Origin of the sequence: Faecalibacterium prausnitzii, from assembly GCF_003324185.1 — a bacterium.
GTDB classification, from domain to species: Bacteria; Bacillota; Clostridia; order Oscillospirales; family Ruminococcaceae; genus Faecalibacterium; species Faecalibacterium prausnitzii.
This window is the reverse complement of the sequence record NZ_PXUP01000013.1, coordinates 37,706-51,757: the sequence shown is the minus strand read 5'-3', so window position 1 is coordinate 51,757 and position 14,052 is coordinate 37,706. Positions and strand designations below refer to the sequence as shown.

Below are 14,052 nucleotides of genomic sequence, written 5' to 3'. Positions count from 1 at the left end.
GCATAACGATGAATACCAAACGCAAGACCCTCAAAATGCCCGTGCGCTACCTGATGAATCTGGTGCTGGTGGGGCTGCTGTTCGTGGGGCTTTCCTATGTGACCGGCAATATGCTGTCCACCTACCAGAATAAGGTGCTGCTGACCGTGGGCATCAACATCATTCTGGCCGTCTCGCTGAACGTTGCCACCGGTTATCTGGGGCAGCTGCCGCTGGGTCACGCCGGTTTTATGGCGGTAGGTGCCTACGCCTGCGCCCTGTTCACCAAATCCTCGGGCCTGCCCAAGGGCGTGGCCTTTGCCATCGGTCTGGTGCTGGCATGGGTGATTGCCGGGCTGTTCGGGGTGCTTATCGGCATCCCTGCCCTGCGCCTGACCGGCGACTATCTGGCCATCCTGACGCTGGGCTTTGGCGAGATCATCCGCATCACCTTGAACAACATCGATGATGTTCTGGGCTTCAAGCTGTTCTATGGCTCCAAGGGCCTGAAGAACATCCCCAAGTATTCCAACTTTACCAACGTGTTCCTGTGCGTGGTCATCACCTGTTTCCTCATCCACGCCATGATGAAGAGCCGCCACGGCCGTGCTGTGCTGGCCATCCGCGACAACGAGATCGCCGCCGAGAGCTGCGGCATCCAGACCACCTATTATAAGGTGATGGCCTTTGCCTTCTCCGCTGCCTTCGCAGGCTTGGCGGGCGGCCTGTACGCCTGCTACATCGGCGTGCTGAACCCCTCCACCTTCGGCTTTATGAAGTCCATTGAGATCCTTGTCATGGTGGTTCTGGGCGGCATGGGCTCCATGCTGGGCTCCATTCTGTCCGCTACCGTGCTGACCATCCTGCCCGAGGCTACCCGCAGCTTTGAGAGCTACCGCATGGTGGTCTATTCGCTGGTGCTGGTGCTGATGATGATCTTCCGCCCGGGCGGACTGCTGGGCAGCTACGATTTCTCCCTGAGCCGCATCGTGGAAAAGGCCATGAATGGCGAACTGTTCCGCAAACATACCAAAAAGGAGGCCGCTGACCATGAGTGAGTTCAAGACCAGACTGCACAGTGTGCCCTCCGGCGGTTTTCTGACCGACCGCGACAAGGACAAAAAGCCCATTCTGGACGTGCGTGAGCTGGGTATCGACTTCGGCGGTCTGACCGCTGTGGACAACTTCAACCTGATGATCGGCCGCAACGAGATCGCCGGTCTGATCGGCCCCAACGGCGCAGGCAAGACCACCGTGTTCAACCTGCTCACCAACGTCTACCAGCCCACCCGCGGCTCCATCCTGATCGACGGGATGCCCACCGCCGGGAAAAAGACCTATCAGGTCAACCGCATGGGCGTGGCGCGTACCTTCCAGAACATCCGCTTGTTCAAGGAGCTGAGCGTCATCGACAACATCAAGGTGGGCCTGCACGAGTCCATGAAGTATAATCTGGCTTCCTCCCTGCTGCGGATGCCGAACTACTGGAAAGAGGAAAAGCAGTGCACCGAGCGTGCGCTGGAACTGCTGGACATCTTCCACATGGCAGACCTTGCCAACGCACAGGCCGGCAGCCTGCCCTACGGCGCACAGCGCCGGTTGGAGATCATGCGCGCACTGGCCACCAACCCGAAGCTTCTGCTGCTGGACGAGCCTGCCGCCGGTATGAACCCCTCCGAGACGGCGGAGCTGACCGAGACCATCCGCCGCATCCGCGACGAGTTCAACATTGCCGTGCTGCTCATCGAGCACGACATGAGCCTTGTCATGGGCATCTGCGAGGGTATTGCGGTGCTGAACTTCGGCCGCATCATCGCCAAGGGCACTCCGGACGAGATCCGCGATAACCCGCAGGTCATCGAGGCCTATCTGGGCAAAAAGGAGGGCTGAGCCATGGCTGATACATTACTGAAGGTGGACGGCATCAACGTCTACTACGGCAACATCCACGCCGTAAAGGATATCTCTTTCACCGTCAACGCGGGCGAGATCGTCACCCTGATCGGTGCCAACGGCGCGGGCAAATCCACCACCCTGAAAACCATTTCCGGCCTTTTGAAGCCCCGCACCGGCGATGTGCTGTACAAGGGCAAGAGCATCAAGGGCGTGCGCGCCCACAAGATCGTGGAAAGCGGCCTTGCACAAGTACCGGAGGGACGCCATGTGTTTTTGCACATGACGGTGGACGAGAACCTTGATATGGGCGCCTACACCCAGCCCGCTTCCACCATTGCCGCCAACAAGGAAAAGGTGTTCACCCTGTTCCCCCGCCTGAAGGAGCGCCGCAAGCAGCTGGCGGGCACCATGTCCGGCGGCGAGCAGCAGATGCTGGCCATGGGACGTGCGCTCATGAGCAACGCTTCCATGCTGATGCTGGACGAACCCTCCATGGGTCTTTCGCCGCTGCTGGTGCAGGAGATCTTTGACATCATCCGCGACATCCACAAGGAAGGCATGACCATCCTGCTGGTGGAGCAGAACGCGCAGATGGCGCTTTCGGTGGCCGACCGCGCCTATGTGCTGGAGACCGGCCGCGTGGTCATGGACGGCACCGGTGCTGAGCTGCTGACCAACGAGCGCGTCCGCAACGCCTATCTGGGCGGGTAAACGGAAAAATAGTTTGATTTGCAGTTCCGAAACGCCCTTGGACGTTTCGGAACTGCTTTTTCCTGCTATCACTTTACTTTCGTAAAAAATTGTGCCATAATGGGTGCAGTATTCCGGCTTTGCAAAAGCCACGCCCCGGCTCGGGAAAGCGGGGCGCAAACCACACAGAATGAGGGGTAAACGTTATGAGCAAGATCATCATCCCTGCAAACTACAAACCCGCGCTGAACCTGTACGACACCCAGCGCGCCATCGGCACGGTGAAGCGGCTGTTTGCCGATACCCTGTGCGCCACGCTCAACCTGTACCGCGTGTCCGCGCCGCTGTTTCTGGAGGCTTCCACCGGCCTGAACGACGACCTGAACGGTGTGGAGCGCAAGGTGACCTTTGACATCAAGGACAGCGGCACCGAGGCACAGGTGGTGCAGTCGCTGGCAAAATGGAAGCGGCAGGCGCTGAAGGACTACGGTTTCCGCGTGGGCAAGGGTCTGTACTGCGACATGAACGCTATCCGCCGGGACGAGGAGCTGGATAACCTCCACTCGGTCTATGTGGATCAGTGGGACTGGGAAAAGATCATCACGGTGGAGGACCGCAACGAGACCTACCTGAAAAACGTGGTGCGCTGCATCGTGTCTGCGGTGTGCGCCACCGAGATGAACCTGCACGCCATGTTCCCCCAACTGCAGGAGCTGCCCCTGCACACCCCCAACGTGACCTTTGTCACCACGCAGGAACTGGAGGATAAGTACCCCGATCTGACCCCGAAGGAGCGGGAGAACGCCTTTGTCAAGGAGAACGGCACCACCTTCCTGATGAAGATCGGCGCACCCTTGCGCAGCGGCAAGCCTCACGACGGCCGCGCCCCGGACTACGATGACTGGGATCTGAACGGCGATTTGCTGTTCTGGAACGACCCGCTGCAGTGCAGCTACGAGCTGAGCAGCATGGGCATCCGCGTCAGCCCGGAGAGCATGGACAAGCAGCTGACCATGGCGGGCTGCGATGACCGCCGCGCCCTGCCTTTCCACAAGGCAGTGCTGGCTGGTGAGCTGCCCTACACCATCGGCGGCGGCATCGGCCAGAGCCGCCTGTGTATGCTGCTGTTGGGCAGCGTCCACATCGGTGAGGTACAGGCCAGCGTGTGGGACAAGGCCACCCGCGAGGCCTGCGCCAAGGCCGGCATCCCGCTGCTGTAAACGAAACGTTTTTTCAGCGGAAAAATACTTTTGATTTGAAATACAGCCAAGCCTGCGGACTTGGCTGTATTTCGCTTTTTCTTTTATAAAAACCAAGAAGGGACAGCCTGTGGGCTGTCCCTTCTTCTGTTTTATATATTATTAGTTCTGCTTTTTCCAGCGGCGCATGACGCCCATGCCCAGTGCATAGGGGCCGGTGTGCACCGCGATGGTGCAGCCGATCTGCAAAAGCCCTACCTCACACTGTGCGCCGGGGTACTTGGCGCGCAGGGCGGCGCGGGTCTGCATCCACAGACGCTTGCCCTCGTCGGCATCGTAGCCGTAGCCCACTGTGATGCGGTAATCGTCCGGGGTACCGCCGTGGGCATCCAGATAGTTCATCAGCTGCTCCAGCGCCTTTTCAAAGCTCTTCTGACGGCCGCGGGCCACGCCGCCGGAGAAGATCTCACCCTCCTTGAACAGGATCATGGGCTTCAGTCCCAGCATATTGGCGGCGCGGCCGGTCACCTTGCCGATGCGCCCACCCTTGATGAGGTAGTCCAGATCACCCACGGTAAAGAAGATCTGGTTGGTGGATTTTTCTGCTTCCAGCCAAGTCACAGTCTCGTCCAAGGTGCAGCCTGCATCCCGCATGGCCACGGCGTTTTCCACCATTGTGGATTCGGTCACGGTGGCGGCGGCAGAGTCGATGACCTCGATGCGGGCATCGGGGTAGTCCTCCAGCACCAGATCCCGGGCGTTGCGGGCGCTGCCCACGCAGCCGCTCATCTTGCCGGTGAACACCAGACACAATACCGCCCGACCCGCCTCGGCGTGTGCGCGGAAGGTCTTTTCAAAGTCCTCGATGGAGGCCAGACTGGTCTTGGGGTAGGCCGCCGGGTTATCCACCATGAACTGATAAAAGTCCCGCACAGGGATCTCCAGCCCTTCCTTGCGGTAATGCTCGCCGTCCAGCGATACATAAAAGGGCACGACCTCGATGCCAAGCTGCTTGGCGGTGTCCAGCGTCAGGTCGCAGGCGCTGTCGGTAATGATATCAAACATCTGTGACGCTTCCTTTTCTGAAACTCGGGGGCTGCTTTTTGCGGCAGCTCAGCCGCGGTGGATGTAGGCCTCGCGCTCTGCGCCCACCGAGATATAGGTGATCTTGCAGCCCACAGCCTTTTCCAGATATTCCACATAATCGCGGGCCTGCTGGGGCAGGTCCTCCCACTTGCGGGCTGCGGTGATATCGCAGTGCCAGCCGGGCAGGTACTCCACCACGGGCTGAGCGGTATCCAGTGCCTCACCCATGGGGAAGCGGGTGGTGGTGGTGCCGTCGGTCAGCTTGTAAGCGGTGACCATGGGGATCTTTTCCATGTAATCCAGCACGTCCAGCAGGGTCAGAGCGACCTCGTCGCAGCCCTGGCAGAACACGCCGTAGCGGCTTGCCACCAGGTCGATAGGGCCCACGCGGCGGGGACGGCCGGTGGCTGCGCCGTACTCGTGGCCGGCCTCACGCAGAGCGTGCTTCTCTTCCTCGGTCATGGCCAGTTCGGCGGCGAAGGGGCCGTCGCCCACGCAGGAGGAGTAAGCCTTCATGACGCCGATGGAGTTGTGCAGCTTGTGGCCGGGGATACCGGCACCGATGGGTGCATAAGCACCGATGACGTTGGAGGAGGTGGTGTAAGGGTAGATACCAAAGTCGATATCGCGCAGTGCGCCCAGCTGTGCCTCAAACAGCACCTTCTTGCCGGCTGCATCGGCATCGGCCAGATACTGCCCCACATCGCAGATATAGTCCTTGAAGATGGCGGCATACTTTTCGAGCCATGCCCACATCTCGTCCACGCTGATGGGCGCTGCGTTGTAGCTGCCCTCCATGACCAGATTCTTGGAATCCACCATGGTGACCAGACGCTTCTTTACGGCGTCGTCCAGATGCAGCAGATCGCCCATGCGCAGGGTCTTTTTCATGTACTTGTCGCCGTAAGCATAGGCAATGCCGCGCTTGGTGGAGCCGAACTGTGCGCCGGTCTTGGACAGGCGTGCCTCCTCCAGACCATCCTGCTCCACATGGTAGGGCATGGTGATGGTTGCGCGGTCGGAGATCTTCAGGTTTGCCGGGGTGATCTCAATGCCCTGCTCGCGCAGCTTATTGATCTCGCCGTCCAGATGATGCGGGTCGATGACCATGCCGTTGCCCATAACGCACACGACGTTGGGGCGCAGGATACCGGAGGGCAGCAGGTTCAGTACGAACTTGCCGCGCTCGTTTTTAACGGTATGGCCTGCGTTGTTGCCGCCCTGATACCGTGCAACGATGTCGTACTCCTGGCTGATCAGGTCGACCATGCGGCCCTTGCCCTCATCGCCCCAGTTGATACCCGTAATTGCAGTAAGCATAATAAATGACCTCTTTATCCTTTTTTCAAAAGACAGCCTTTTCCGTGCACCTTGCCCGGGATACGCTACCTTGGGTAAAACGCACCGGTTTGCTGCCCTTGCGGCACGCACCAATGCTATTATAGTATAGCACAGTCTGCCGCGCAAAAAAAGGGGGAATGCACCTTTTTGCGGCGTATTCCCCCTATAAAATCCCGTTCTCAGCTGCGCTCCCCGGTCAGGTCGGTGCGGCGGGTCACCTTGTGGATGGTGCCGTCCGGTTCCTGAATGGACGTGCGCTCCAGTTGGCTGCGCAGGCTGGCCTTGATGTCGGCCAGATACTCCTGCCGCAGTGCCTGCTGCTCGGCTTTTTCGGCCTCGGTCAGGCCGGCGGTCTTGCTCTTTTTGGCCAGCGCATTGATGCGGGCGATCTTTTCTTCCGTCATGGGAGAACCTCCTGTATTTCATCGTAAAATATGCTATAATGTAGGCAAGACCATTATAGCAAAGGATGATACCAATGGCAACACAACGCAACTATGCCCAGCAGATGGACGCCGTGCTGGCAGGCCTTGGCGGTACCCGCCCGCGCCTTTTGCTCCACGCCTGCTGCGGCCCCTGTTCCAGCGCCGTGCTGGAACAGCTGTGCCGGTATTTTGAGATCACGGTGCTGTACTATAACCCCAACACATGGCCGGCGGCAGAGTATTACCGCCGGGGCGAGGAGCTGCAAAAGTTCGTGGCGGCAGCCCACCCGCTGGGGGTGACCGTGGTGGAGGACACTTACGACCCGCAGCAGTTCTACACCGCCGTAGCCGGGCTGGAAAACGAGCCGGAGCGCGGCAGCCGCTGCACCGTCTGCTACCGGCTGCGGATGCGCCGCGCGGCGCAGTACGCACGGGACAACGGCTTTGACTGGTTCACCACCACCCTGTCCATCAGCCCCCACAAGGACGCTGCCCGCATCAACGCCATCGGGCAGGAATTGGAGACAGAGTTCGGGGTAAAGCATCTGCCCTCGGACTTCAAAAAGCACAACGGCTACCTGCGCAGCCTGCAGCTTTCGGAGCAGTACGGCCTGTACCGGCAGGACTACTGCGGCTGCGAGTTCAGCGCAAAAGCAAGAGGCATTGAGGGATAACGCAAAATGATTTAAAATGCGCTGCGCGTTCGCTTTGCGCATCATCAGCGGAATCATTATTTATAATTTCGGGGTTCAGGAAAGTCTGCGGACTTTCCTGAACCCCATTTTCACAGAAAGGGTTATAGGGAGGCGGCGCATCATTCCTCCGGCAGTCTAGCCACCAGCAGCGTAAAGACCACCAGACCCACGCAGGGCACGATGTTGGAGGCCATACCGGCGGCAAGCCCCGCACGCTCGGCCACCATGCCGATGACCCACGGCATCAGGATGGCGCCGCTGGAGGCCACCGGCAGCATGATGCCCATGCTGGTCACGCTGGTCATGCGGCCTGCGCTGGCCACGGCGGTGGGGTTCAGCCCGGACATGGAGATGGCAAAGGCAAACAGCAGCGCAATGGCTGCGCCCTGCGTGTGCGCCATGACCAGCAGCACATAGAACACGGTGCACAGCACGCTCATGCCCACCATGGCCTTGCGGGGATTTTTTAAGGGGAACACAAAGGCGATGAGCAACCGTCCCACCAGCGTAGCGCCCCACATCACAGTGACGGTGTAGGCCGCCAGCGTGCCCGCAATGATGCCGCTGCCCTTGAAGTAGGTCACCATCCAGCCGTTGACGCTCTGCTCGGCGGCGTTCTGGAAGAACAGCAGCCCGGTCAGCAGCCAGAAGCGGGCAGAGCGCAGAAAGCTCCAGTCGATGGCTTCCTTCTCGGCGCTGCTTTTACTCTTGCCGCCGCGCAGCGGGGTAAAAACGTACACCAGCCAGAGCACAAGGCCCACGGCTGCCAGCAGAAAGACCGCCAGCTCGGTGCTTACCCGGGCTGCCGCCGCAATGAGGAAGGGGCACAGCAGTGCGCCGCAGGCGTAGCAGCTGTGCATCAGGTTCATGCCCCGGGTGCGGTCGGCGGAGTGATCACTGACCAGAATGGTACAGGTGTTGATAACGCTGCCCTTAGCGATGCCCACCACAAAAAAGGCCGCTGCCAGCAGCACCACTGCGCCGGTCAGCCCCATGACGGCGTAGCCCACCGCATAGCCGATGGTCAGCAGCAGCACACTGCGTTTCATGCCCAGCGCACTGGGCAGCATGCCCATCAGCAGCCCTGCCAGCAGGTTGCCCACGCTCATCAGGGAGAGCAGTGTACCGGTCATGCCGTAGGCAAAGCCGTAGCGCTCCTGCAGCAGACTGACCACCACACCTGCGCTGATGGCACAGATGCCGCTGAAGAAAAAGGTCGCAAAGCCCGCATTGCGCAGGCGCGTGTTCTGTTGTTCCATGGTGTTCCTCTCCTTGCGGAAATATCCTTTCTCTATTTAACCATTTTTTCGCATCTTTGCAACCGGATTTTCTTACAAAAAGCAGCAAAAAAACTGCCGCACAAAAAACGTGCAGCAGCCCTTTTGCTTTTATAATAAGTATTTCTCAGTCCAGATCTTCGGCTTCCAGCACCGCAACGCCTTCGTTTTCAAAGGTCTTGCGGAGGATATCAGCCAGACCCGGGTTGGGTGCCTTGTTGTGGATGCACAGAATGATCTTTCCGTTCAGGCTGGCAGCCTCCACGCCCACGGATGCACCGTCCGGCGGCACCCAGACGCCAAAATCCGTGGTGTACTGTGCCAGTTCCGGAGTGGCGGGCATGAGCGGATTGCCCAGATAGCTGAGCCAGAAATCCGAAATCGTGCCGCCGATGTACTCGCCCATCTGGAACACCCGCTGCTTGATGCGCAGGGGTGCCTTTTGCTGGTTCACCTTGTACACCCAGCCCATCTGGTCGGCCATGCGGCGGCGCTTGGACTGCGGCTGCAGATCCCGCCTGATGTCTGCATCTACATCAGCCACAAAATCCGCAAGGCGGGTCTGGGCTTGCAGCTGCACCGTATGCCCGAAACTGCACACGCAGTTGTACAGCGCGTTCGGCACACCGGCCACATCGCGGGTATCGGAGGAGTAGGAATACTGGATCTTCTCCTTGCCCAGATACTCCCGCATGGCCATACACAGCAGACCCATCAGAGCGCTTACCGGCTTTGCGTTGTTCGCCAGCGCTTTTTCCACAAGGCTCTGCTTGCTCAGGCACACCCGGGTGCGGCGCAGCGCACCCTCGTAGGTCTGCACCACATCCCGCTGGATGACATCGCTCCCGTACTCCACAGGCGGGTACTCTGCCAGCATGGCCTCCATATCATAGGGCGGGTCGCACACGATCTGCGGCACCGCAAAGGCCGTGCCGTAACGCAGGTTGCAGTACTGCTCCAGAATGCTGGTGAGCAGGGGCGATACCCCGTGGCCGTCCAGCAGGAAGTGATGCCAGTCAAAGTAGACGGTATCCCCTTCGCAGCTGACGCAGAACAGGTAGCCGTTCGCCTGTTCCGGGATATTGCGCATGGTGCTGCCGGGGTACACAAGGCAGGGCTCCGTATTGGGCTCCAGCCACATCTCCCGCTTTTCCTGCACCAGACGCTGGGTATAATAGGGCGCACTTGCCAAGGCCGCTGTCAGTGCCCGCTGCAAAAGGGTGATATCCACCGCATCCCGCAGCGAGAACTGGTACCGGCACTGGATCTTTTCCCGACGGAAAAAGTACATGATTCCCTGAAAGTTATATTCCGTCGAGCGCTGCTGTGTTTCCATTGGTTTTTACCCCACGTTTGCTGCCAGATAATCCACCAGATCACCCATGGTGACAAAGTTGCGCAGCTCCTTTTCCGGGATGCGCAGGCCAAAGGTCTCTTCAAGATCTGCCACAATGGTCAGGATCTCCATAGAGGACAGATCCAGATCGTCCATCAGGACGCTGCTTTCGGTCACATCCTCCGGCGATACCTCTGCGACATCCTCCAGAATAGCCGTGATCTGAGAAATGATTTCTGCACGTTCCATCGTATTATGCTTCCTTTCTGTTGCGTATTACTTGCGCACCAGCTTGCCTGCGCCGTTGCGGGGCAGCGGCGTTTCGCTGAATTCCACCACGCCAATGCGCTTGTACAGCGGGACGGTGCGGTTCATCTGGGCAATAAAGTCCCGCACCGTCTGCTGGTGCTCCTTTTCACAGTATACCACAACACCTATCTTTTTGCCCAGTTCTTTTACGATACATTCCTGTACGGCAGGACATTTTTCTAACATGCCCTCCAGCTCTTCGGGGCTGACGTTCTCGCCGCTGTCCAGAATGATCAGGTTCTTCTTGCGGCCGGTAATGTAGTAGTAGCCGTCCTCGTCCACCCGGGCAAGGTCGCCGGTGTGGAACCAGCCGTCCTTGTCGATGACCGCAGCGGTGGCCTCGGGGTCCTTGTAGTAGCCCAGCATGATGCTGTCGCCCCGGATGCACAGTTCTCCGTCCGGCTCGAGCTTGTAATCCAGATAATCGTTGCCCTGTCCCACAGCGCCGATGTGCTTTGCATCCTGCGCGTAGTTGATGATGCCGTCGCCGCAGGTCTCGGTAGCGCCGTAGGTCTGCACCACGAACATCCCGTTGGTGGCCATATCCAGCATCACCTGCGGGTCAAACATCGCAGAGGAGCAGATGGGCACCCACAGCTCGCCCAAGCGCTCCTTGCGGCCGCGCATCACGTCCTTGTGCAGGGAGTTCATGATCACCGGCACCACCGCCATGACCTGACTGGGCATCCGCCGGATCTCCTTATAGAAGTTGCGGATATCGCCGCTGATGTTCAGCGCCCAGCCCCCGTGTGCCCAAGAGAACAGGCAGATGAATGCACCCAGATGGAACATGGGCAGCACCGTGTACTGGCTGACCACAAGCTCCGGGTCGTGCTTATACTCCATCATGCGCTCACCGATCTGCACATGGGCGCGCATCACGCTGAAGAAGTTGCGCTCGCTCAGCATCACGCCCTTGCTGCGTCCGGTGGTGCCGGAGGTGAACATCAGGATCATCAGGTCATCGTGGCCGATGCAGCGGGGCATCTCTGCCACCGGCTCATAAGCGCGGAAGCCGTCCATGGGGCGCAGGATGCTGCCGTAGGCGGCCTGCAGCTGCTCCTTGGTGCCGTAGTCGTCGCCGTCGGTCAGGATGGCGGCGGGTTCCACCAGCCCCAGCTCGTAGGACAGCTCGTCCCAGCTCTTGTGCTGGTTGAGCAGTACCAGTACGCCGCCCGCCAGAATGATGCCGAAGGTGTTCACGGCATATTCGTAGCTGTTTTTATTCAGCAGGCAGATCTTTTTGCCCTTGATATCCGGGATGGTGCTCTGGAAGTAGTTGACCGCACGGCGGATGTCCCGCGCGTAGTCCTTATAATGGACTGCGGTCACCTCGTCCGTTTCCTTATCATAAAAGCGGAGCGCCACACGCTCCGAAAAACGCTGTTCCATATTCAGGGTGACCAGATCATACACGTTGTCCAATACCTTGATCATTGTATTTTCCTCCTGCGTTGTTATTTCATCCTGCGGCAGTGCGCTGTACTGTGCTCAGTATACAATATTTTCCAATGCAATGCAATACTTCTGCAACATTTAATTTCTCACTTTGACAACTTTCAATTGCACATCTTGGGATACGCCCCGGCCAAATTCTACCTTTCGTTGCAATCCGCCGGTTTTCGTGCTACAATTTTTAGCGCAAAATACCAGTTCCGGTATGGTGCAGACTGCAAAACAAAATTGACAGTCTCTATAAAAAGCATTATACTAGCCATATATCATGGCAATGCTGTATAAAAACTGATCATTTGCGCCGTATCCGGCTTTTTTCTCGAGGGGTATTGGCCCGGCGCAGGGAAGGAATCTTTCATGGAAACAACCAAGCCCCGCACTGTCAACTCCATCGGGATGTTTGATATGCTCAAGGGCGCTGGGATGCTGGCCATCGTGCTGGGGCACACTGCGGAGCTTTACCCACTCCAGCTGGAGGGCGGTCTGTCGCTGACGGCCTTTGTCGGCTTTATCTACCGCGAAACGCTGATGGCAGCCTTTTTTATTGCCAGCGGCTACGGCTTCCGCAAGCGCTCCATCAGCAAGTGCATCCACCAGCAGCTCAAAAGCCTGCTCAAGCCCTTTTGCTACACTGCGGTGTTCACCACGGTGCTGCACTTCATCATTCATTATAAAACCTTTCACTATCTGCCCGGCTCCATGACTGAGAGCATCAAGGTGGCGGGCGGCTTTCTGCTGGGTCTGCCCCATACTGCCACCTACTTCGGGCAGGAGTTCTTTTCCTGTGGGCCCATGTGGTATCTGCTGGCGCTGTTGATGGGCTGGATCTTACTGGACGTTATCCTGAACATCTTCCCGGAGCGGTACATCCCTTGGGCGGTGGGCGGTGCCGCCCTGCTGGGCTGGGGTGCCAGCCTTGTATGGGAGCTGCCCTTCTGCCTGATCCAGGGCGCGGTGATCACGCCGTACCTGTACCTTGGCTACCTTGCCAAACGGCAGCATTGGCTGGATCAGCCTTTGTCCCGCCGGATGTCCTGCATCCTGTGGGCAGCCGTACTGCTGATCCCGGCAGCCGCCCTTGCCACCCGCCGCACCGACTGTGTATCCATGGCCGAGTGGTCGCTGGGCCCCATCAGCATCCTGCTGGACGGCCTTGCCGGTCTGCTGTTTATCCGGCTGTTTTTGCGCTGGAGCCAGCGCCGCAACCCGCTGGTGCGCTTTTTCGAGGCCATCGGCCGCCGTTCTCTGTACATCTTCTGCGTACATACGGTGGAGCTGATTGCCATTCCGTGGTATCTGTTCGCCGCCAAATACGCTGACCGCCCTGTTTTGGGCATCAGCCTGCAATACATCCTTTCGCTGGGCTCCATCTGGCTGATCTGCGCCCTGCTGCAGCGGCGGCGGGATCTGATCATCAAGTTGTTCCCCGCCCGGCGGCGCACCCCTCAGGTACATTACGCCCCGCGGCACTGATTTTTCTGAATGTTTTGGCTGCGGCGGTGCAGCTGTTATAGGATAAAGGAAGAGGAGGATCCCGTTATGAACCACGATGCCCCCATGACCCCTGCTGCCATGCAGGCGCACATTGCCGAGCTGGAGCAGCAGCTCAAGCTTTCGGACGAGGGTGTTTCCCAGCTGGCGCAGCGGTGTCTGGAGCTGGAGCAGCAGCTGCTGGCTTGCCAGACCGAGCTTGCCAAGCACAGCGCCGAGGCTGAGAATATCACCCTTACCCTGCCGCAGCTGTTCTACGACACCGGCAGCGGCTTTTCGCCCCGGGAATGCCTGACTGCCACCGAGGATGTCTACAACGAACTGACCCACGAGGTCTCGGTCACCTTTGTCCTGCCGGAGGACGCACGCGCCATCCGTCTGGACCCCGGCGAGTTGGCCTGCTGCATCACCGACCTTGCCATCTCGGACGAGCGCATCAGCTTCCAGTCGGTCAACGGCCTTCTGCTGCAGGAGGACAGCCTGCTGTTTTTGGACGTAGACCCCAACCTTTCGCTGCACTGCACCACCGGCTTTGGTGCCGGCATGAAGTTTGCGGTGAACTATCACTACTACCCGCTGGGACGTTTTCTGCACGAGCAGCCCGGCAAGTCTCTGCTGCGGGCGCTGAACGACCTGAAGCTTGAGAACGCCGCTGCCGCGCAGGAGGCAGAGGAAGTATTGCAGGCCAGCCGCGCCGAGTGTATGCGGCTGAACCAGCAGCTGCTGACCTTGCAGGGCATCCAGCACGAATATCAGGTTTCGCTGGAAACGATGCGCGCCAGCAGCAGCTGGCGGCTGACCGCCCCGCTGCGCAGACTGCTGAACCTAGTGCGCGGTCACTGAGCCCGCCCGATATTCTGCCCGGAGGAGTTG

General features: G+C 59.1%; 14 protein-coding genes. 7 read left to right on the top strand and 7 right to left on the bottom strand.

The features are described 5' to 3' along the window. Positions 1–8 precede the first annotated feature (8 nt). From C7J97_RS09915 to asnA, 4 genes are all read left to right on the top strand, one after another. On the top strand, positions 9–1,037 hold the full coding sequence (locus C7J97_RS09915; protein ID WP_005922992.1) for a branched-chain amino acid ABC transporter permease: 1,029 nt from the start codon (positions 9–11) through the stop codon (positions 1,035–1,037). Further along, entirely contained in the window at positions 1,030–1,869 is an 840-nt protein-coding gene (locus tag C7J97_RS09910) for an ABC transporter ATP-binding protein (protein ID WP_113992816.1), read from the top strand. Before C7J97_RS09915 ends, C7J97_RS09910 begins: the two co-directional genes overlap by 8 nt. 3 nt (positions 1,870–1,872) lie before the next feature. Continuing rightward, positions 1,873–2,586 (top strand): ABC transporter ATP-binding protein, encoded by a 714-nt coding sequence (locus tag C7J97_RS09905; RefSeq protein ID WP_005922988.1) that lies wholly within the window; start codon positions 1,873–1,875, stop codon positions 2,584–2,586. Between the two features lie 185 nt (positions 2,587–2,771). Further along, positions 2,772–3,785 (top strand): aspartate--ammonia ligase, encoded by a 1,014-nt coding sequence (asnA, locus tag C7J97_RS09900; RefSeq protein WP_113992817.1) that lies wholly within the window; start codon positions 2,772–2,774, stop codon positions 3,783–3,785. A 141-nt stretch (positions 3,786–3,926) separates the two neighbouring features. On the opposite strand, the gene C7J97_RS09895 is transcribed toward asnA, so the two are convergent. From C7J97_RS09895 to C7J97_RS09885, 3 genes are all read right to left on the bottom strand, one after another. After that, entirely contained in the window at positions 3,927–4,829 is a 903-nt protein-coding gene (locus C7J97_RS09895) for a DegV family protein (protein WP_112121018.1), read from the bottom strand. Positions 4,830–4,877: 48 nt separating this feature from the next. Further along, positions 4,878–6,170, bottom strand: coding sequence for an adenylosuccinate synthase (locus C7J97_RS09890; RefSeq protein WP_097785387.1), 1,293 nt, complete (start codon positions 6,168–6,170; stop codon positions 4,878–4,880). Between the two features lie 200 nt (positions 6,171–6,370). Continuing rightward, positions 6,371–6,595 (bottom strand): DUF896 domain-containing protein, encoded by a 225-nt coding sequence (locus C7J97_RS09885; RefSeq protein WP_097779183.1) that lies wholly within the window; start codon positions 6,593–6,595, stop codon positions 6,371–6,373. A 65-nt stretch (positions 6,596–6,660) separates the two neighbouring features. Between C7J97_RS09885 and C7J97_RS09880 the strand changes: the two genes are divergently transcribed. Further along, entirely contained in the window at positions 6,661–7,290 is a 630-nt protein-coding gene (locus tag C7J97_RS09880; protein WP_113992818.1) for an epoxyqueuosine reductase QueH, read from the top strand. A 140-nt stretch (positions 7,291–7,430) separates the two neighbouring features. Here the strand turns inward: C7J97_RS09880 and C7J97_RS09875 are convergent, their stop codons facing one another. From C7J97_RS09875 to C7J97_RS09860, 4 genes are all read right to left on the bottom strand, one after another. Further along, positions 7,431–8,570 carry an MFS transporter gene (locus C7J97_RS09875; RefSeq protein ID WP_015537302.1) on the bottom strand — a complete coding sequence of 380 codons (1,140 nt, stop codon included), beginning with the start codon at positions 8,568–8,570 and terminating at the stop codon, positions 7,431–7,433. A 145-nt stretch (positions 8,571–8,715) separates the two neighbouring features. Further along, complete coding sequence (locus C7J97_RS09870; RefSeq protein ID WP_242983490.1) at positions 8,716–9,879, bottom strand: hypothetical protein; 1,164 nt, start codon at positions 9,877–9,879, stop codon at positions 8,716–8,718. A gap of 51 nt (positions 9,880–9,930) precedes the next feature. Continuing rightward, positions 9,931–10,173, bottom strand: coding sequence for an acyl carrier protein (locus C7J97_RS09865; protein WP_005922973.1), 243 nt, complete (start codon positions 10,171–10,173; stop codon positions 9,931–9,933). A 27-nt stretch (positions 10,174–10,200) separates the two neighbouring features. Continuing rightward, positions 10,201–11,670 (bottom strand): class I adenylate-forming enzyme family protein, encoded by a 1,470-nt coding sequence (locus C7J97_RS09860; RefSeq protein ID WP_097785382.1) that lies wholly within the window; start codon positions 11,668–11,670, stop codon positions 10,201–10,203. Positions 11,671–12,045: 375 nt separating this feature from the next. Between C7J97_RS09860 and C7J97_RS09855 the strand changes: the two genes are divergently transcribed. Continuing rightward, positions 12,046–13,161 carry an acyltransferase family protein gene (locus C7J97_RS09855; protein ID WP_005922967.1) on the top strand — a complete coding sequence of 372 codons (1,116 nt, stop codon included), beginning with the start codon at positions 12,046–12,048 and terminating at the stop codon, positions 13,159–13,161. Between the two features lie 66 nt (positions 13,162–13,227). After that, positions 13,228–14,022 carry a hypothetical protein gene (locus C7J97_RS09850; protein ID WP_170126657.1) on the top strand — a complete coding sequence of 265 codons (795 nt, stop codon included), beginning with the start codon at positions 13,228–13,230 and terminating at the stop codon, positions 14,020–14,022. Positions 14,023–14,052 lie beyond the last annotated feature (30 nt).